The organism is Pseudonocardia kunmingensis, from assembly GCF_006716445.1.
GTDB classification, from domain to species: Bacteria; Actinomycetota; Actinomycetes; order Mycobacteriales; family Pseudonocardiaceae; genus Pseudonocardia; species Pseudonocardia kunmingensis.
Genome location: NZ_VFPA01000001.1, coordinates 681,775 through 699,677, shown reverse-complemented (window position 1 = coordinate 699,677; position 17,903 = coordinate 681,775). Strand labels below are relative to the sequence as shown.

Here is a 17,903-nt window from a genome sequence, read left to right as displayed (position 1 = left end):
ACACCGATAGTGGCGCCGGCACACCGACTGCAGTCGGTGTGCCGGCGCGGAAGTCGGTGTGCCGGCGGTGCTCAGGCCTCGGGCTCGAGCCAGGCCGTCGTGTCGCCCGGCAACTGCCCGTCCGGCAGGGGCGCGCTCGCCACCACCACCCGCCCGGCGGGCAGCGGCACCGGGTCCGTGCCGAAGTTGGTGATCGAGATCCAGCCTCCGGGCCGGGAGAAGCGGACGACGTCGGCCGGGGCGTCCGGCGCCCACTCGAGGCTCTCGGCCGTCTGCAGCCGGCGGCGCTCGGCGAGCGCGCGGGTGTAGAAGGCGAGCGTCGACTCCTCGTCCGCGCGCTGGCGCTCCACCGACAGCTCCGCGAAGCCGGCGGGCTGGGGCAGGTGCGCGGGGCCCGGACCGAAGCCCAGCGACGGGCCGGTCGCGGTCCAGGGCAGCGGCACGCGGCAGCCGTCCCGGCCCTTCCTCGTGCCCCCCGAGCGGACCCACGTCGGGTCCTGCAGCACATCCGGCGGCAGGTCGGCGACCTCGGGCAGGCCCAGCTCCTCGCCCTGGTAGACGTAGGTGGAGCCGGGCAGCGCGAGCGCGAGCAGGGTGGCCGCCCGGGCACGGCGCAGCCCGGCCTCGGCGTCCGGCTTCGGGTCGGTGCCGTCGCTGCGCAGCCACGCCTTGAGGTCCGTGCCGGCAGGCAGGGCGTAACGCGTGGCGTGGCGCACCACGTCGTGGTTGGAGAACACCCACGTGGACGACGTCCCGGAGGTGCGCGACAGCGCCAGGTTCTCCTCGATCACCTCGCGGAACTCCGCCGCGTCCCACGCGGCGAGCAGGAGGTCGAAGTTGAAGGCCTGCCCGAGCCCCTCGGGGGACGCGTAGCGGGCGCGGCGTGGCGCGGAGTCGACCCACGCCTCGGCCACGGCGGTGCGGGGCGGGTCGTAGGAGTCGAAGACCTCGCGCCACTCCTCGTAGATCTCGTGGACCTCGTCGCGGTCCTCCAGGCGGTGCATGCCGTGGGGCAGGTCCTCGGCGTCCAGTTCCGCCTGGCTGGGCAGCGGCGGCGTGAGGTCCTTCGCGAGCCCGTGGGCGACGTCCACCCGGAAACCGTCGACCCCGCGGTCGGCCCAGAACCGCAGCGTCTCCAGGAAGTCGGCCCGCACCTCCGGGTTCTGCCAGTTCAGGTCGGGCTGCTCGGGCGCGAACATGTGCAGGTACCACTGCCCGTCGCCGACCGGCTCCCAGGCCGAGCCGCCGAAGTTCGCGATCCAGTCGCTCGGCGGCCGTTCGCCGTCCGGGCCCTCGCCGCGGCGGAACACGTAGCGGTCGCGCGCGGGCGAGCCGGGCGCGGCGGCCAGGGCCTCGCGGAACCAGACGTGCCGGTTCGACGTGTGGTTGGGAACGATGTCGACGATCAGCCGGATGCCGGCCGCCTTCAGCGCGGCGACCATGTCGTCGAACTCCGCGAGCGTGCCGATCTTCGGGTCGACGTCGCGGTGGTCGTCGACGTCGTAGCCGCCGTCGGCGAGCGCGGACGGGTAGAAGGGGGAGAGCCACACCGCGTCGACCCCGAGGTCGCGCAGGTGGTCCACGCGGCTGGTGATCCCGCGCAGGTCACCGATGCCGTCGCCGTTCGCGTCCGCGAAGCTGCGCGGGTAGATCTGGTACACGACCGCCTGCCGCCACCACGACGCCTCGTCCGTCGCGCGCAGTTCCGACACGAGCCCTCCTTTTGTGTAGCGATTAAATAAACTCTCTGGTCTTAAGCTAGGCCGGTCGCCGGGAGGAGGTCAAGGAGCGCATGGAGGCGATCCCCACGTCGTCGCGATGGGTGCGCGAGGCCAACGCGCGGGTGGTCCTCGAGCACGTGTGGGACGCCGACGCGGTCACCGGGTCGGACCTGATCGCGGCCACCGGGCTCTCCCGCGCCACCGTGCACGACGTCTGCGAGGAGCTCATCGCGCGCGGCTGGGTGCACGAGGTCGCGAACCAGCGCGAGCACGGCGGCTACCGGAAGGGGAGGCCGGCCCGGCGCTACGCGTTCGCGCCCCGCGCCGGCGTCGTCGTCGGGGTGGACGCGGGGCAGCACCGCGTGAGCGCCACCGTCACCGACCTGCGCGGCGACGTGCGCGGTCGCGCCACCCGCGGGACGGGGGGCGGCCGGTCCCGGTCCACCGAGCGGCAGGAGATCGTCTCCCGGACCGTCCTCGAGGCGCTGGCCGCGGTGCCGGCCCCCGCGCCCGCCGTCCTCGCGGTCACCGTCGGCGTCCCGGCGCCGGTCGCCGGCGCGAGCCGTACCGCGTTCGGCGGCAACGAGTACTGGGACCGCATGAACCCCGCGCTCGCCGAGCACCTCGCCGGGCGCCACGGGTGGACGGTGCTCGTCGACAACGACGCCAACCTCGCCGCGCTCGCCGAGGGGTGGCGCGGGCACGGGAGGGGTGTGCGCAGCCACGTGACGCTGCTCGCGGGGGAGCGGCTCGGTGCCGGCATCGTCGACGACGGGCGGCTGCTGCGCGGGGCGCACGGCGGTGCGGGGGAGATGCGCTACCTGGGCCTCGTCGAGGGCGTCGGCTCGGCGGCCGGCATCGCGGCACTCGCGCGCGACGGCGCGCGGGCCGCGTTGGCCGGCCCGGGCGGCGCCGGGTCGGTGCTGGGTGCCCTCGACCCGGCGGCCGTCGACGCGGAGGCCGTCTTCGCCGCCGCCCGGGACGGCGACCCGCTCGCCGCCGCCGTGGTCGGGCGCGTGGGGCAGCGGATGGCGCGCGTCGTCGCCACGGTCGCGAGCATCGTGGACACCGAGCAGGTCGTGATCGCGGGCGGGGTGGCGGACTCGTGCGGGCCGATCGTCGACATCGTCACCCGCGAACTGCCCCTCTACTTCGACGACGCCAGGCCACGGGTGCTCGCCTCCCGGCTCGGCGGTGAGATCGTGGCGCTCGGCGCGGTCAAGGCCGCGCTCGACCACGTCCGCAGGCACGCCCTGGAGATCGCGTTGCCGGTCCGCGGGTGAGGCCGCGGACCCGTGACCCGGACGGGTGTATTCTCTGCTACCGAACGGGGCAGCCGGCGGCGGGGACCGACCCGACCGGGGTACCGGGCGGCTCCGGCGGGGGCCGGAAACCGGACCTGCGGAAGACGTGCTGTGAGCGAACTCACTCACGCGGGCGCCGTGACGCGTCTGACCGCTCCCTCGTCGACACCTGCTCGTTGTACAGGTCACGGCAGCCCGATGAGTGTCGACGATGTCTCGGACGACGGGAGCGCGCGATGGCCGGTGAGGCGGTGGGTGGGCGTGACGGTGCAGCCCGGCACGCCGTGGCCGACGACCCGGGGGGTCGCAGGCCCGAGCGGACGGAGCGGCCCACGACCGACGACCGGTCGCTCGTGGACCGGCTGCTGGCCGCGGACGAGCAGGTCTTCGACTGGGGATGGGGTGAACCGCCCGCGGCGCACGACATCCCCGAACTGTGGGGCCCGGACCGCCGGCCCGAGCCCGGTGAGCGGGACGTCGCGGCCCCGGACCCCGACGACGCGGTGAGCACCGTGCCCGAGGCCGCGTCCGGCGCCGCATCGCCCACCCGCCCGGGGTTCACGATCTTCGACGACCTCGTCGCCGGCACCCGCAACGGCGCCGCGGGCCCCGACCCGGACGACGGCGCCGGCCACGCGTCCACCGGCTGGGTCCCCGGGGTTGCCGCCGGCCTGCTCGAGGGCAGCGGGAACGACGAGCGTGCCGAGGACCCGGAGCGCGGGGCGGAGGACCGGGACTCCCGCGGCCTCGGGGGCCCGGACGGCGACGAGCCCGACCGCGGCAGGCCGGAGGTCCACGGGCCGGACGGCGACCTGCGGGACGAGGACCGAGGTGCCGCCGACCCGCAGGACGGGGAGCCGCGGATCGGGGACCCGGGCGACACGCCTCCTGGTGACGTGTCCCCGGATGACGACTCCCTGGATGACGGCTCCCCGGACGGTGCGGACATGCGGGCGGCGGACGCGCGTGACGCCGACCGGCGGAACGGGGACGGTCCGCACGATGCGGGTCGACGCGACGACGACGCATGGGACGACGAGGCCTGGACCGCCGCCGCGCGTGGCCTCGACCTCCTCGGCACCCGTGCCACCGACCATCGCGGCGCCGACCATCGCGGCACCGACCTCCTCGGCAGCAGCCTGTCCGGGCGTGCGGCGCCGGACGAGGACGGCGTCCGCGCCTTCGGCCCGAGCCCGCGGGACTCCGACCTGGACGACTCCGACCTGCACGACTCCGACCTGCACGACCGGGACCTCGACGACGGTCACCGCGACCCGCGCGACCCGCGCGACCCGGACGTTCGTGAGCCGGACTTGCGTGACCCGGACGTTCGTGACCGGGACGTTCGTGACCGGGACTTGCGTGACTGGGACCCGCGTGATCGGGAAGTTCGTGAGCGGGACCTTCGTGACTGGGACCCGCGTGAGCGGGACCTGCGTGACCGGGATCTTCGTGAGCGGGACCTCCGTGACTGGGACCCGTGGTACGGGCGCACCAACGGGCACGCGCCGGGGGGCCCGGACCGTGGTCCGGCCGACCGGGTCCTGCCCGACCGGGACCCGCGTGATCGCGATCCGCTCGGCTTCGGCTCGCAGGCCGACGTGCCCCGCGAACACACGCGGTTCGACCGGCGCGACGGTCCCGCCGCCTCCCGGCGCGACGGGCTGGGCGGCGGGTTGGACGTGCGTGCTCCGTTCGGAGAGGTGACCGTCGAGCGGCGCCCGAGCGGTGGCACCCCTGCATGGGGTCCGGCCCGCCGGGTTCCGCACGGGAGCGGCGGCTCCGAGGCCCTCGACGCTCCCGACGACCTGGGTCCCGACCCGACCACCGTGCTCGACGTCGTGCCCAGGGACGGCGGTGCCGAGTCCCGGGACCGTGATCTGCCGGCGGTGGCGCGAGGGCCCGAGACCGGCGGTTCCACGCCTCGGCTGGAGGAGTACCGCGCCCGCCGTCGCGCCACCGAGCAGGCGGCCGCGGCAGCCGAAGCCGCCGCGGCGGCCGCGGCGGAACGCGCGTCCGCGGCCATCGCGGCGGCGGCACGGGCGGCGGACGAGGCCGAGGCGGCCGCGGAGGCGGCGGCGCGGGCGGCGGAGGACGCCGAGGCCGCAGCCGCGGCGGAAGCGCGCGCGATCGCCGACGCGGGCGGTGCGGACCCGGCGGACCGACAGGTCGGCCCGGGGGACGTCGCCGGGCCCGACCCCGCCGGATCCGATCTGGCGGGCCCCGATCTCGCCGGTCCCGATCTCGAGGGTCCCGATCTCGAGGGCCCTGATCCCTCCGGCCCCGCCCCGGCGGGCCCCGGGCCGGCCGGTCCGGACCCGGCCGAGTCGCCGACACAGGCGGTCCCGCTGGTGGCGGCCCCCGTTCGTCCGCAGGCCGCGCGGCCGCCGGTGCGCCTGGCCGGGCCACCGCCTCGCGGTGCGCGGCCGGACGACGGCTCCCCGCCCGGGGCGCCGCGCGGCCGGGCCGCCCACCGCGCCGGCAGCCCGCGTGACGAGGGTGACGCCGAGGTCACCGAGGTGATGTCGGGGCTGCGCGCCCTGCGTGCACCGGGTCGCGCCCGCCCGCCGGAGCCGCCTTCGGCCGCGGAGGCCACGACGGTCGCGCCACCGCTGCCCGCCGAGGCGGACGCTCGCGAGGACGAGGTCGACGCCGAGCACGCGCGGGACACCGGTCGCGCCGAGCCCGGTGGCGGAGAGGAGACCGACGCCGCCCCGCGCCGCGGATGGCTGAGCCGCCGGTCCGTGCTCGCGGGTGGCGCGGTGGCCGTCGTGCTCGCCGTGGCCGGGGTCGTCGCGACCCTGACGGCCACCGGCGCGGACCCGGCGCCCGCCGCCGTGACGGCGGCGGCCGTGCCCCCGCCGGTCGAACCGCCCGCCGTGGCGCAGCCGGGGATCGACCCGGAGAGCGCGGAGGCCATCGCCTACCTCACGGCCCTCCGCGACGCCGACGTCCCGACCAGCCGCAGCGGTCAGGCCGAGACGGAGGCGGCCGCGGCGATCTGCTCGCAACTGGACCAGGGCGCCGACGAGACCCAGCTCGAGCGCTCGGTGCCGGCCGTCCTGCCGGACGTGGACCGGAACCAGGCCGGCGACGTCGTCGAGCTCGCCCAGGAGCACTACTGCTAGTGCGCTGACGGGATTCGCATGACGAACGGCACTTTCGTCGGCTAGGTACCGACGAGAGTGCCGTTCGTCCGGTGGGAGCCTCGCGCCCGCCGCCGGTCGTCAGGGCGGGCAGAGGGTGCCGGACTCCGGCACCAGACCCTCCACCAGCATCGCGTCCACCATCCGCCGCACGCAGGAGGTGCGCGGGTAGGCGCCGGTGCCGGCGCCCTGCCAGCCGAGGAAGCGGGCGGTGGCCAGGGAGTCGGCGGTGCGGCGCGATCCGTCGAGGGCGCCGCGGGGGTCGGCGGCGGTGCCGATGACGAGGATCGGGGGCGCGCCCTCGGCCTGCCCGACGACGGGCGCGGCGCGTCCCGTCGGCCAGGGCGCGCAGGCCAGCAGCCGCATGGCGAACGTGCTGCCGAACACCGGGTAGGCGGTGTCCCAGCGTTCGGCGATGTCGGCGATCTCGCCCGGGGCGAGCCGGCGCTGGCTGTCGTTGCAGCTGGTGGCGAGCATGCCGTCGAACAGCCCGCGCGGGCCGGTCAGCGGTTCCAGGATCGTGAGGAGGGGGAGCGGGTCACCCGCGCCCGCCGCGGCCAGGGCCGCCGCGAGCCCGGGCCACCGACGGGGCTCGCCCAGTCCGGCGAGCAGTGCGGTGACGGTGGCGCCCGCGGTGAGCCTGCGCCCGTCGGCGGCGAGGAGGGGTTGGCGCTCGAGCTGTTCGAGCAACGCCGTGACGGTGGCCCGGGGATCGGCGCCCAGGGGGCAGCCGGGTGTCGCCGTGCACGCGACGCCGAACGCGCCCAGCGCGGCCTCGGCGGCGCCTGCGCGCGCGTCGGTGATGTCGGGCTCGTCCAGGGCGGGGTGCGGGGGGCCGTCGAGCACCAGCCGCCCGACCGAGCCCGGCGAGGTCCGGGCCCAGGAGGCCAGCGCCGCGGCCCCGTCGCCCACTCCGACGGCTGACAGCCGGTCCACCCCGAGCGCCGCGCGCAGCAGTTCGACGTCGGCCGCGCTCGCGGCCGTGCGGTAGCTGCCGAGCCCGCTGTCGAGGGTGAGGTTGCACTCCTGCACGACGGCGCGGGCGCGTTCGAGCAGCAGCGCGAGCTGGGCGTCGCTGGTGGCGGTGAGGTCGGCGTCGACGAGGGCGGCGCGGGCGTCGTCGGGGGCGCAGTCGAGGATGTCCAGCCCCGCGCCCCGGCGGTCGAGGCCGATCAGCGTGTAGCGCTCCAGCAGGGCGGGGTCGACCTGCCCGCCCAGGATCGCGGCGTGGCGGGTGGACGGCTCCTGGGTGCTGTCGCCGAGCACGAGCAGCGGGGGCCGGTCCTCGGGCGCTCCGGCCGTGCCGACGCGGATCACGTTGAGGGTGACCGCGCCGAGGCCGGGCTGGTCGGGGTCGGCGGGGACGGTGAGCTCGCCGCAGTCCACCTGCAGGTTGCGGTCGGCGGGTACCGGCTCGACGAGGGTGACGAGGGTGTCCTCGGTGCACTCGAAGAACGGGATGCTCGCCTGCTGCGGCTCGGGGGCGGGCAGCGCCGGTGCCGGGGTGGGGGCGGGTGGCGTCGGCGGGGCCGCGGGCACGTTCTCGCCGAGCACCGCCACCGGTGGCCGCTGCGAGGGCCCGACGGTGCAGCCCGCGAGCAGCGCGGCCAGGCACAGGAACGCGGTCAGGCGGGGCAGGGCACCCGTGACCGCATGACGCGGTGGTCGTGCCACGTGCCCTCCCGGTCGTGCTGGTCCACCGACCAGCCTGCCGCACCGCCGGTGTGGCGCCCGTGAACGGGTCAGGCGACGCGTGGCCCCGCGGGGGCGGAGTCCAGCTCGAGCCGGACGGCGGCGGGCAGCGCGGTGAGGCCGAGCGAGCTGCGCGCGGTGGCGAGGACCTCGCCGTCAAGGCGGGCCAGCACGTCGCGGACGTCGGCGTCGTCGGCCAGCCACAGCGTGACGCGCAGCGCGGGCGCGGCCTCGGTGCCGACCAGCCGCGCCCGGACCCGGCCCACGCCCGGCAGCTCCCCGGCCTGCATCGCGACCGCGTCGGCCGCGGCGGCCGCGTTGACGACGATCGACGTGTCCTGGCCCCCGTCGAGCACGAGGTCGGGCCGCGGTTCCGGGCGCAGGGACCGGGCCGCCCACAGCAGCCCGAGCACCACGAGCAGCAGCCCGACGGCGACGGCCACCAGGCGCGCCGCGAACTGCTGGGTGCGCAGCACCTCGAGGATCATCGGGTCCAGCAGCGGCCGCCCGGCGCGGGCGGCGCCGAACACGCCGTAGGACAGCAGCGCGACCAGGGTGCCCGCGACGAGCAGCAGCGTGCCGATCAGCACGGCGAGCGAGCGGTCGCCCGCGGCCGAGCGGGCGATCGCCGCGTGGGCCCTGCGGCGCAACGTGGCCGGACGGACGCCCGGCGCGGTGCTCTTCTGCAGGTCGGCCTTGCGCAGGTCGGCGGTCATCGGGGTCCCTCCCGGTCCTGCACCGACACGGCGACCCGGGGGCGGCGGTGCAGGGGCAGCTCGTCGAGCAGCTCGTCGACGCGGCCGCGGACGGAGTCGCGCAGCTCGGGGCCCGCGTCGTTCCAGGCCTGCGCGGCCACCCGCACCTTGCGCGCGGACGCGGTGACCGACGCGGCCGCGACGTCGTCGGTGGAGCGCACGCGGCGCCCTACGAGGCGGGCGAGCACGCGCGGCGACGTCGTGACCGTGATCTCGGGGGCCGGCCCGTCGACCGCGATGTCGGCGCGCCGGGCCAGCAGTCCGACGAGCACCAGCAGCAGCCCGAGGACCGCGAGGCCGATCGCGACGCCCGCGACCGGCGTGTCGGTCCAGGTGGTCGCCCCGAGCGAGGAGTACCAGTCCGGCCAGGGCACCACGAGGCCGCGCGTGGTGTCGGGGCGCACCCAGGCGGCGACGACCTCGAGCACCAGCAGCACCCCCGTCCCGGCGACGGCGAGGCCGAGCAGCGGGGCGAGCACCCGTAGCAGGACGCGCACGGCTCCTCCTCTACTGCAGCCGGGCTGCGGTGGGCCGGGCCGGGCGCAGCCCGGCGACCGTGACGGTCATTGCCCGGACGCGGCGCCCGGCGACGCGGGCGAGCTCCTCGCCCACCTTCGCGCGCACGGCGTCGACGACGGTGCGCACCGAGGCGGGGTACTGCAGGGTGATCTCGAGCCGGACGTCGACGGCGGCCGGGTCGCCGGAGCCGGTGCTGATCCGCGCGCTCGCCCCGGCCTCCCCGATGTCGATGCCGGCGAGCCTGCGCTCGTGGCGCAGCGTGCCCGGCACCTGGTCGGCGGCGTGCTCGACGACCTTGCGCAGCACCGCGGGGTGGATCTCCAGCCGGCCGCGCTCGGCGGGCGGCGCGAGCTCGCGGATCACCGGTCCCGGCCCCGGCCGAGCACCGCGTTCAGGTCGAGCTGCCCGTCGAGCACCCGGCCGACGATGAGGCCGATCGCCCCGAGGACCAGCACGATCAGGAAGGCGCCGAGGCCGCCGAACGCGCCGGCGAGCCCGAGGGCGAGACCCGCCAGCAGGCCGGTCTGGGTGGCGTTCATCTGCTTCTCCTCATGTCACTCACTCGACTCGCGTGTTCCGCCTGCGGTGCCAGGTGCGGATCAGGGCGACGCCGACCCGCACCGGGAACGGTAGCGGCGTCACCACCTCGATGGGGGCGTCGAAGCGCGGGTCGTCGGGCGGCGGCTCCGGGGGAGCCTGCCCGAACCGCGCCAGACCCGCGACGAAGACCTCGGGATCGCCGCCCCGGTCCGGGTGGTGCTCGCGGACGAACGCGCGGAAGGCGGCCCGCTCCTGCTCGTTCACGCGTCTTCCGGGAGCGCCAGGTCGGAGACCGTGATGTCGACGGCCGCGCCGCCGCACATCCGGGAGACGTCGCGGCGCAGCGCGCGCACGACGCCCGGGATGGGGCGGTCCGGGTGCAGCACGACCGCGACCTCCACGGGCTCGTCCCCCTCGCCGATCCGGACACCGACCAGCCTGCGCCCCGGCAGGTACGTCGCCACCGCACCGAACACCCCGCCGTCGAGGCGGGCGACGGCGGGGTGCGCGCGGACGGCGGCGGCGACCTGCTCGGCCAGCTCCTGGGTCACTCGACGCGGGCCTGCTGCACGGTGGGCAGCGCCTCCTCGTCGCCGCCCAGCGCCTCGGGCAGGTGGATGTCGTTGACCGCGATGTTGACCTCGATGACCTCGAGGCCGGTCATCCGCTCCACAGCCGTGATGACGTTGCGGCGCACGGCGCGGGCCAGCTCGACGATCGACGCGCCGTACTCCACGACGATGTCGAGGTCGACCGCGGCCTGCTTCTCGCCGACCTCGACCTGAACGCCGGCGACGTTGGCGGCCCCGGTGCTGGCTCCTCCCGGGATGCGCTCGCGGATGGCGCCGAAGGCGCGGGACACGCCGCCGCCCATCGAGTGCACGCCCGAGATCTCGCGTGCGGCGATGCCGGCGATCTTCTGGACCACCGAGGCGGCGATCGTGGTCTTGCCCTGGGAGGTGTCGTCGGCGAGGCGGGCCGGCGACGACACCGTGGTGGTGGGCGTCTTCGTCGTGGTGGTCGCGGTGCTCTCGCTCATGCAGCTGATCCTTGTCGGTCGGTTGTCGGGAGTGTTCGCCAGTGGGACGCGGATACCCGGGGTGCCCTCCCGGCAAGTCACCCGATCGGATTAGCTCGGCGGTACCGGAGCAGGAGGACCCCGTCCTCGTGCAGCGCGTCGGCGAGCTCGAGCGGGCGCGGGTGAGCGCCCTGCGGGCCCACCGCGATCCGGCCGGCCGGGCCGCCCGCGAGCAGGGGGGCGACGGTGAGGCAGAGCTCGTCGACGGCGTCGGCGGCCACGAGCTCGCCGAGCAGGGTCGGGCCGCCTTCGCAGAGCACCCGGTGCAATCCGCGGCGCGCCAGCTCGGCGAGCACCAGGTCCGGGGTGAGCCGTTCGAGCGCGACGACGTCACCGCCGGCGGCCGTGAGCCGCTCCCGCCGCCGCGGCGACGCCGAGGTGAGGGAGAGGACGATCGGGGGAACGCGCGTGTCGGTGAACAGCTTGCCGGCGGGGTCGAGGTCCGCCGAGCCGGTCACGACGGCCACCGGCGGCGGCCGTTCGGTACCGCGGACGGGCCGGCGCGCGCCCCCGTAGTCCTCCGCCCGCACCGTCCCCGCGCCGACGAGCAGCACATCGGCGAGCTCGCGCAGCAGCAGGAACACGCGCCGGTCGGCCGGTGAGCCCAGGCCCGCAGAGCGGCCCTCCACCGACACGGCGCCGTCGGCGCTCGCCACGACGTCGACGCGCACGAACGGGGCGGCGAGGTCGTCGGGGTAGGCGTAGCGGGCCGCGAGCCGCGCGTCGTCGAGATCGTCACCCGAAGCGGGGAGCAGGGGTCGCACGGACCCATCCCAACACAGTGAGTCCTGCCCCACTGAGGACTGCGCTATCGAGTGAAGGGCAGCCTCACTTATGGTGTGGGCGTGCTGACAACGGTGGCCGCCTCCGCGCCCTCGGTCGGTGGGTTGCGTCGCCGGCGGCTCGCCGGGCTCGCGCTCCTGACCGTGTTCCTGGTGGCCTGCGCGCTCGCGAGCATCGCGGTCGGGGCGAAGGCGATCCCGCTCGACGCCGTGTGGCACGCGCTGTTCGCGCCGACCGGCACCGAGGACGACATCGTCGTGCGCTCGCTGCGCATGCCCCGCACCCTGCTCGGGATCCTCGCCGGTGGTGCGCTGGGCCTGGCCGGTGCACTGATCCAGGGCCACACCCGCAACCCGCTCGCCGACCCCGGGCTGCTCGGGGTGAACAACGGGGCGGCGTTCTTCGTCGTCATCGGGATCTACGCGTTCGGCGTCACCAGCCTGTACGGCTACGTCTGGTTCGCCTTCGCGGGTGCGCTGGTCGCGAGCGTCGTGGTGTTCGTGCTCGGCTCCGTCGGGCGCGGCGGGCCCACGCCGGTGACGCTGGCGCTGGCCGGCGCCGCGGTGTCGGCGCTGCTCGCCGCGCTCACCTCGGCGGTCGTCCTCATCGACGTCCAGACCCTCGACGCCTACCGCTTCTGGGCCGTCGGCTCCCTCGCCGGGCGCGAGCCGGAGATCGCCGGGCAGGTGCAGTGGTTCCTGCTCGTCGGCGCCCTCATCGGGCTGGCGAGCGCCCCGGCCCTCAACGCGCTCTCGCTCGGTGACGACGTCGCGCGCTCGCTCGGGCACTCGGTGCGCCGCACGCGGGTCCTGGGGATCGTCGCGATCACGTTGCTGGCCGGGTCCGCCACGGCCGCGTGCGGGCCGATCGCGTTCGTCGGCCTCGTCGTGCCGCACATCGTGCGGTCGTTCACCGGCCCGGACTACCGGTGGCTGCTGCCCGCGTCCGCGCTGGCGGGCGGCGCACTGCTGCTGCTGGCCGACGTGATCGGCCGCGTGGTCGTGCGACCGGGTGAGCTGCAGGTCGGCATCGTGCTCGCGCTGATCGGCGGGCCGTTCTTCATCTGGTTGGTCCGGCGCCGGAAGATGGTGGCGATCTGATGGCGGTCCTCGACCGCGCCCCGGCCCGGGTGGCGGGGCGGCCCGCACTGCGGATGCGGCGCGCGTCGGTGGTGTGGCGACCGCGCTACGTGCTCGTGCTCTCGCTCGGCCTCGCCGCGCTCGTGCTCGGGATGGCCGTGAACATCGGCCGTGGCGAGTACCCGATCAGCATCCCCGAGGTGCTCGCCGTGCTGTTCGGCGGCGGCGACTCGGGCCAGCAGTTCATCATCCTCGAGCTGCGGCTGCCGCGGTCGCTCACCGGCGCGCTGGTCGGTGGCGCGCTCGCCGTGGCGGGCGCGATCACCCAGTCGATCGCGCGCAACCCGCTGGCCAGCCCCGACATGATCGGCCTCACGGCCGGTGCCAGCGCCGCGGCGGTGTTCGTCATCGTGATCGGCGGCGGGTTCGGCGTGCTCGGCGGGTTCCTCGCCGCGGCGGGGCTCCCGGTGGCCGCCCTGATCGGTGGCCTGATCACGGCGTCGATCATCTACGGCCTGGCGTGGCGCAAGGGCGTGCACGGTTTCCGCCTGGTGCTGGTCGGGATCGGGCTGCAGGCGATGCTGCTGGCCATCGTGCACTGGCTGCTCGTCGTGGCCGAGGTGTTCGAGGCGGCGCGCGCGTACGTCTGGCTCAACGGCAGCCTCAACGCCCGCGGCTGGGAGCACGTCGTCCCCGTCGCGATCGCGCTGGCCGTGCTGCTGCCCGCCGCCTTCCTGCTCGCGCACGTGCTGGGCGCGCTGCAGTACGGCGACGACACCGCGCGCGGGCTCGGCGTCCCCGTCGACCGCGCGCGCAGCCTGCTGCTGATCGTCGCCGTCGGCCTGGCCTCGGTGGCCACCGCGTCGGCGGGGCCCATCGCGTTCGTCGCGCTGGTGTCACCCCAGATCGCGCAGCGCCTCGTCGGGGGAGCGCGCCCGCCGATCGCGATGTCCCTCGTCGTCGGTGCGGCCCTCACCGTGATCGCCGACGTCGTCGCGCGCACCGCGTTCGGCGGCACCGAGCTGCCGGTCGGCATCGTCACCGCGGTGCTCGGCGCGCCCTACCTGCTCTACCTGCTCGCCCGATACGGCCGGGAGGCCCGCGCATGACCCCCCTCACGAAGGCAGACGTCCGCGACGCCGAGCCGGCCGCCCCCACCGTGCGCCTGCGCGCCGAGGACGTCCGGCTGGCGTACGGCGAGTGCACCGTCGTCGACGGGCTGGACCTCGACGTGGTCGCCGGCACGATCACGGCTGTGATCGGCCCCAACGGGTGCGGCAAGTCCACGCTGCTGCGGGCCCTGGGCAGGCTGCTGAAGCCCAAGAACGGGCACGTGCTGCTCGACGGGGCGCGGATCGACCGCATGGCCACGCGCGAGGTGGCCAAGGTGCTCGGCCTGCTGCCGCAGGCGCCCACCGCGCCCGAGGGGCTCACGGTGGCCGACCTCGTCGCCCGCGGCAGGCACCCGCACCAGGCCTGGTACCGGCAGTGGTCGGCCGACGACGAGGAGGCCGTCGCACTGGCCCTGGAGTGGACCGGGATCGCCGACCTCGCCGAGCGGCCGGTCGACGAGCTGTCCGGCGGGCAGCGCCAGCGCGCGTGGATCTCGATGGCACTCGCCCAGGGCACCGACCTGCTGCTGCTCGACGAGCCCACCACGTTCCTCGACCTCGCCCACCAGGTCGACGTGCTCGAGCTCGTGCGGCGGCTGCACCAGGAGGCGGGCCGCACGGTCGTGATGGTCCTGCACGACCTCAACCTCGCCGCCCGCTACGCCGACCGGCTCGTCGCGATGCGCGACGGGCGGATCGTCGCGGCGGGGAAGCCGGCCGAGGTCATCACCGAGTCCTTGCTCGCCGAGGTGTTCGGGCTCGCCGCGCGGGTGATCCCCGACCCGGTGGCGGGCACCCCGCTCGTCGTGCCGATGGGCGGTCACGCTCCGTCGTCCTGAGCTCCCCTGCTGTCACGTGCCACGATGTGGCCTGCGACGACCGGGAACGAGCGAGAGGAGGCCGTGGTGGACCTGTTCGACCACGAGGGCCCCTGGACCGAGGACGCCTACCTCACGCTGACGCACGACGGGCGCGTCGAGGTCGTCGACGGCACGCTGCTCGTCGGACCCGCGGCGGGCCCGCAGCGGGTGCGGGTGATCGAGCGCGTGCGCGCGGCGGTCGCGGCCGCCCTGCCCGCGGGGCTGCGGGTGCGCGGTCCGCAGCCGCTGCGGCTGGGCACCGACTGCGTGCTGGTGCCGGACCTGGTGATCACGGCGGCTCCCGGCGCTGAGGGCGAGGAACCGCCCGCCGAGGAGGAGGACGCCCCCGCGGTCCTCGACGCGGCCGCCGCGCTCATGGTGATCGAGGTGGTCGGCTGCGACCACGGCGCCACCGACCGGACGTTCAAGCCGCAGCTCTACGCCCGCAGCCGCATCCCGTACTCGCTGCTCATCGACCACGACGGCCCGTTCGCGGTGGCTGAGATGATCATCGGCGGCCGGTACCACGAGTACGCCCACGGCGGCGAGCGGCTGCAGATCGAGGAGCCCTTCGCGCTCGACCTCGACCTCACCGCGGTCACCGCGGACGAGGAGCCCCCGGCCGAGGCGCCCGTCGAGACGCCGGCCGAAGCGGGGGCCTAGCGCACCGGCCACGGGCGTTCACGGTTCGTGCCCCGGGGAAGCGGGATTCACATGACGAACGGCACTTTCGTCGGCTGGGTTCCGACGAAAGTGCCGTTAGTCGGGTGGGGAGCCTGGCGCGCCGACCCGATCCGGGAGCGGTTCGACGGGCCCGTCGGCCAGTAGGCTCGCCGCATGGGGAAGACCGTGCGCGAGACGTTCCGGATACCTGCCGACCTGCGGACCGGTGCCGACCTCGCCACCCTCGACCCGCGCGCGCGTCCGATCGGGCCGCGGGACAAGACCGCGGCGGCCGAGGAGATGAACGACCTCGCCGACCGCCTGGACCACCTGCAGGAGGCCCTGTACGCCGAGGCCATCGGCGGGGGCACGCGCGCGGTGCTGCTCGTCCTGCAGGGCATGGACACCTCAGGCAAGGGCGGCGTGATCCGCCACGTCGGCGGGCTGGTCAACCCGCAGGGGTTGCAGATCGCCACGTTCAAGAAGCCCACCGAGGAGGAGCTCGCCCATCACTTCCTGTGGCGGGTGCGCAGCCAGGTGCCCGAGCCCGGCCGGATCGGCATCTTCGACCGCTCGCACTACGAGGACGTCCTCATCGGCCGCGTCGACGAGCTGGTGCCCGAGGACGTGTGGCGCCACCGCTACACCGAGATCACCGACTTCGAGGCCGAGCTCGCCGGCCAGGGCGTCACCCTCGTGAAGTGCATGCTGCACATCTCGCCGAAGGAGCAGGCCGAGCGCCTGCTGGCCCGCCTCGACGACCCCGCGAAGCGCTGGAAGTACAACACCGGCGACCTGGACGCCCGCGCGAAGTGGCCCGCCTACCAGGACGCCTACGCCGAGGCGCTGCACCGCACCGACGCCGACGCCGCCCCGTGGTACGTCATCCCGTCCGACCGCAAGTGGTACCGCAACTGGGCCATCGCGGCGCTGCTCGCCGAGACCCTCGCCGACCTCGACCCGCGGTTCCCGGAGCCGGGCATCGACGTCGACGCCGAGCGCGCCCGGCTGGCCGCGAGCGTCGTGGGTTGACCGCTGGGTGCCGAGATGGCACTCAGCAGTTCGATCACCCGCGAACCGCGCTCACTGCCATCTCGGGGCCCGAAATCATGATCCGGCCTCGCCGAGGCGGCTCGCGCGCGACGCTCGGGGCGTGTCCAGCTCCCCACAGCGCATGCCGGTCCCCGGCTGGCCCGGGTTCTTCCGCGGGTCCGAGGCGGTGCGGGACGGGCTCGTCACACCGGGTGAACTGCGCGGCCCGCGCTATCTGCGTCTCTTCCCCGACACCTATTCGACCCCGAGGAGGTGCTGTGGCTCGCCGAGCGCTACCCGGGGGCTCGGGGGCTGGGGCAGCTGCCGCGCGTGGTCGACCTGGCCGCGCGCTGGTCGGGATCGCCGCGACGATCGACCGCGCGCTCACCTGATGGTCGAGATGGCACTGAGCGTTGCCCGGGCGAGGTCGAACAGCGCTGAATGCCACCTCGGCGTCACTTCAGCAGCTCCCGGCCGATGATCTCCTTCATGATCTCGTTGGTGCCGCCGAAGATCGACTGCACCCGCGCGTCGACGAAGGCCTTCGCGATGGGGTACTCGAGCATGTACCCGTAGCCGCCGTGCAGTTGCACGCAGCGGTCCACCACGCGCTTGAGCACGTCGCTGGCCCACCACTTGGCCTTGGCCGCGTCGGCGGGGGAGAGCCGGCCCGCGACGTGCTCGGCGATGCACCGGTCCACGAACGCCTGCGTGACGCTGACCTCGGTGTCCATCTCCGCGAGCTCGAAGCGGCTGTTCTGGAAGCCCGCCACCGGCCGGCCGAAGGCGGTGCGCTCCTTGGTGTAGTCCACGGTCAGCGCGAGGGCCCGCGCGGCGCCTGCCGCGCTGCCGACGGCGATGGAGAGCCGTTCCTGCGCGAGGTTCTGCATGAGCGCGATCAGGCCGCCGCCGACCTCGCCGAGCACGTTCGCGGCCGGCACGCGGACGCCGCTGAACGACAGCTCCGCCGTGTCCTGCGCCTTGAGCCCGACCTTCTCCAGGCGCCGGCCGCGCTCGAAGCCGGGCATGCCGCGCTCGACGACGAGCAGGGTGAACCCGCGGCTGCCGGCGTCGGGGTCGGTGCGGGCCACGACGATCACGAGGTCGGCCATGATGCCGTTGGTGATGAAGGTCTTCGACCCGTCGAGGATCCAGTCGTCGCCGTCGCGGCGCGCGGAGGTGGCGATGCCCTGCAGGTCCGAGCCGGTGCCGGGTTCGGTCATCGCGATCGCGGTGATGATCTCGCCGGAGCAGAAGCCGGGCAGCCAGCGCCGCTTCTGCTCGTCGGTGCCCAGCCGCAGCAGGTAGGGCGCCACCACGTCGTTCTGCAGGGGGAAGCCGACGCCGCTCGCCCCGGCCCGCGTCAGCTCCTCGGTGAGCACGGCGTTGTAGCGGAAGTCGGCGACCCCGCCGCCGCCGAGCTCCTCGGGCACGTCGGTGCCCAGCAGCCCGGCCTTGCCCGCGGCGAGCCAGACGTCGCGGCTGACCTGGCCGTCGCGCTCCCACTGGTCGTGGAAGGGCGTGACCTCCTTGGCGACGAACGTGCGGGCCAGGTCGCGGAACGCGTCGTGCTCGGCGTCGAAGATGTCGCGCTGCATGCCGGGATCCTGGCATACCCG

Annotated in this window: 18 protein-coding genes; 7 read left to right on the top strand and 11 right to left on the bottom strand. The window is 75.4% G+C overall.

Annotation, left to right across the window (positions count from 1 at the left end; genetic code table 11):
* Positions 1-71 precede the first annotated feature (71 nt).
* Positions 72-1,712 carry a glycoside hydrolase family 13 protein gene (locus FB558_RS03300; RefSeq protein ID WP_142047953.1) on the bottom strand — a complete coding sequence of 547 codons (1,641 nt, stop codon included), beginning with the start codon at positions 1,710-1,712 and terminating at the stop codon, positions 72-74.
* 80 nt (positions 1,713-1,792) lie between these two features.
* Between FB558_RS03300 and FB558_RS03295 the strand changes: the two genes are divergently transcribed.
* Complete coding sequence (locus FB558_RS03295; RefSeq protein ID WP_142047951.1) at positions 1,793-3,004, top strand: ROK family transcriptional regulator; 1,212 nt, start codon at positions 1,793-1,795, stop codon at positions 3,002-3,004.
* A 257-nt stretch (positions 3,005-3,261) separates the two neighbouring features.
* Positions 3,262-6,153: a DUF732 domain-containing protein gene (locus FB558_RS03290; protein ID WP_142047949.1), complete on the top strand. Its 2,892-nt coding sequence runs from the start codon at positions 3,262-3,264 to the stop codon at positions 6,151-6,153.
* A 99-nt stretch (positions 6,154-6,252) separates the two neighbouring features.
* Here FB558_RS03290 and FB558_RS03285 read toward each other — a convergent pair whose 3' ends face one another.
* The 9 genes from FB558_RS03285 to FB558_RS03245 all read right to left on the bottom strand — a co-directional run bounded on the left by FB558_RS03285 (position 6,253) and on the right by FB558_RS03245 (position 11,519).
* The gene (locus FB558_RS03285) at positions 6,253-7,845 is read right to left on the bottom strand and encodes an alpha/beta hydrolase (protein WP_142047947.1); all 1,593 of its coding nucleotides are present in this window, start codon (positions 7,843-7,845) and stop codon (positions 6,253-6,255) included.
* 68 nt (positions 7,846-7,913) lie between these two features.
* Positions 7,914-8,579 (bottom strand): alkaline shock response membrane anchor protein AmaP, encoded by a 666-nt coding sequence (locus FB558_RS03280; protein ID WP_246106232.1) that lies wholly within the window; start codon positions 8,577-8,579, stop codon positions 7,914-7,916.
* Positions 8,576-9,115, bottom strand: coding sequence for a DUF6286 domain-containing protein (locus tag FB558_RS03275; protein ID WP_142047945.1), 540 nt, complete (start codon positions 9,113-9,115; stop codon positions 8,576-8,578). The genes FB558_RS03280 and FB558_RS03275 overlap by 4 nt, the downstream gene beginning before the upstream one ends.
* Before the next feature lie 10 nt (positions 9,116-9,125).
* Positions 9,126-9,500: an Asp23/Gls24 family envelope stress response protein gene (locus tag FB558_RS03270; RefSeq protein WP_142047944.1), complete on the bottom strand. Its 375-nt coding sequence runs from the start codon at positions 9,498-9,500 to the stop codon at positions 9,126-9,128.
* On the bottom strand, positions 9,497-9,676 hold the full coding sequence (locus FB558_RS03265; RefSeq protein WP_094926930.1) for a hypothetical protein: 180 nt from the start codon (positions 9,674-9,676) through the stop codon (positions 9,497-9,499). The genes FB558_RS03270 and FB558_RS03265 overlap by 4 nt, the downstream gene beginning before the upstream one ends.
* Positions 9,677-9,695: 19 nt before the next feature.
* Complete coding sequence (locus FB558_RS03260; RefSeq protein ID WP_142047943.1) at positions 9,696-9,941, bottom strand: hypothetical protein; 246 nt, start codon at positions 9,939-9,941, stop codon at positions 9,696-9,698.
* Positions 9,938-10,228, bottom strand: coding sequence for a hypothetical protein (locus FB558_RS03255; protein ID WP_142047942.1), 291 nt, complete (start codon positions 10,226-10,228; stop codon positions 9,938-9,940). Before FB558_RS03255 ends, FB558_RS03260 begins: the two co-directional genes overlap by 4 nt.
* Positions 10,225-10,716, bottom strand: a complete 492-nt coding sequence (locus FB558_RS03250; RefSeq protein WP_142047940.1) for an Asp23/Gls24 family envelope stress response protein — start codon at positions 10,714-10,716, stop codon at positions 10,225-10,227. Before FB558_RS03250 ends, FB558_RS03255 begins: the two co-directional genes overlap by 4 nt.
* A 77-nt stretch (positions 10,717-10,793) precedes the next feature.
* Positions 10,794-11,519 carry a pyrimidine reductase family protein gene (locus FB558_RS03245; protein WP_142047938.1) on the bottom strand — a complete coding sequence of 242 codons (726 nt, stop codon included), beginning with the start codon at positions 11,517-11,519 and terminating at the stop codon, positions 10,794-10,796.
* A gap of 84 nt (positions 11,520-11,603) precedes the next feature.
* Between FB558_RS03245 and FB558_RS03240 the strand changes: the two genes are divergently transcribed.
* The 5 genes from FB558_RS03240 to FB558_RS03220 all read left to right on the top strand — a co-directional run bounded on the left by FB558_RS03240 (position 11,604) and on the right by FB558_RS03220 (position 16,284).
* Positions 11,604-12,638, top strand: coding sequence for a FecCD family ABC transporter permease (locus FB558_RS03240; protein WP_425468017.1), 1,035 nt, complete (start codon positions 11,604-11,606; stop codon positions 12,636-12,638).
* The gene (locus FB558_RS03235; RefSeq protein ID WP_142047934.1) at positions 12,638-13,726 is read left to right on the top strand and encodes a FecCD family ABC transporter permease; all 1,089 of its coding nucleotides are present in this window, start codon (positions 12,638-12,640) and stop codon (positions 13,724-13,726) included. Before FB558_RS03240 ends, FB558_RS03235 begins: the two co-directional genes overlap by 1 nt.
* A complete protein-coding gene (locus FB558_RS03230; protein WP_142047932.1) occupies positions 13,723-14,568 on the top strand; it encodes an ABC transporter ATP-binding protein in 846 nt (281 codons plus the stop codon). Before FB558_RS03235 ends, FB558_RS03230 begins: the two co-directional genes overlap by 4 nt.
* A 66-nt stretch (positions 14,569-14,634) precedes the next feature.
* Positions 14,635-15,252, top strand: a complete 618-nt coding sequence (locus tag FB558_RS03225) for a Uma2 family endonuclease (protein ID WP_170231166.1) — start codon at positions 14,635-14,637, stop codon at positions 15,250-15,252.
* Between the two features lie 174 nt (positions 15,253-15,426).
* Positions 15,427-16,284 (top strand): PPK2 family polyphosphate kinase, encoded by an 858-nt coding sequence (locus FB558_RS03220; protein ID WP_142047928.1) that lies wholly within the window; start codon positions 15,427-15,429, stop codon positions 16,282-16,284.
* Between the two features lie 455 nt (positions 16,285-16,739).
* On the opposite strand, the gene FB558_RS03215 is transcribed toward FB558_RS03220, so the two are convergent.
* Positions 16,740-17,882 (bottom strand): acyl-CoA dehydrogenase family protein, encoded by a 1,143-nt coding sequence (locus FB558_RS03215; protein WP_142047926.1) that lies wholly within the window; start codon positions 17,880-17,882, stop codon positions 16,740-16,742.
* Positions 17,883-17,903 lie beyond the last annotated feature (21 nt).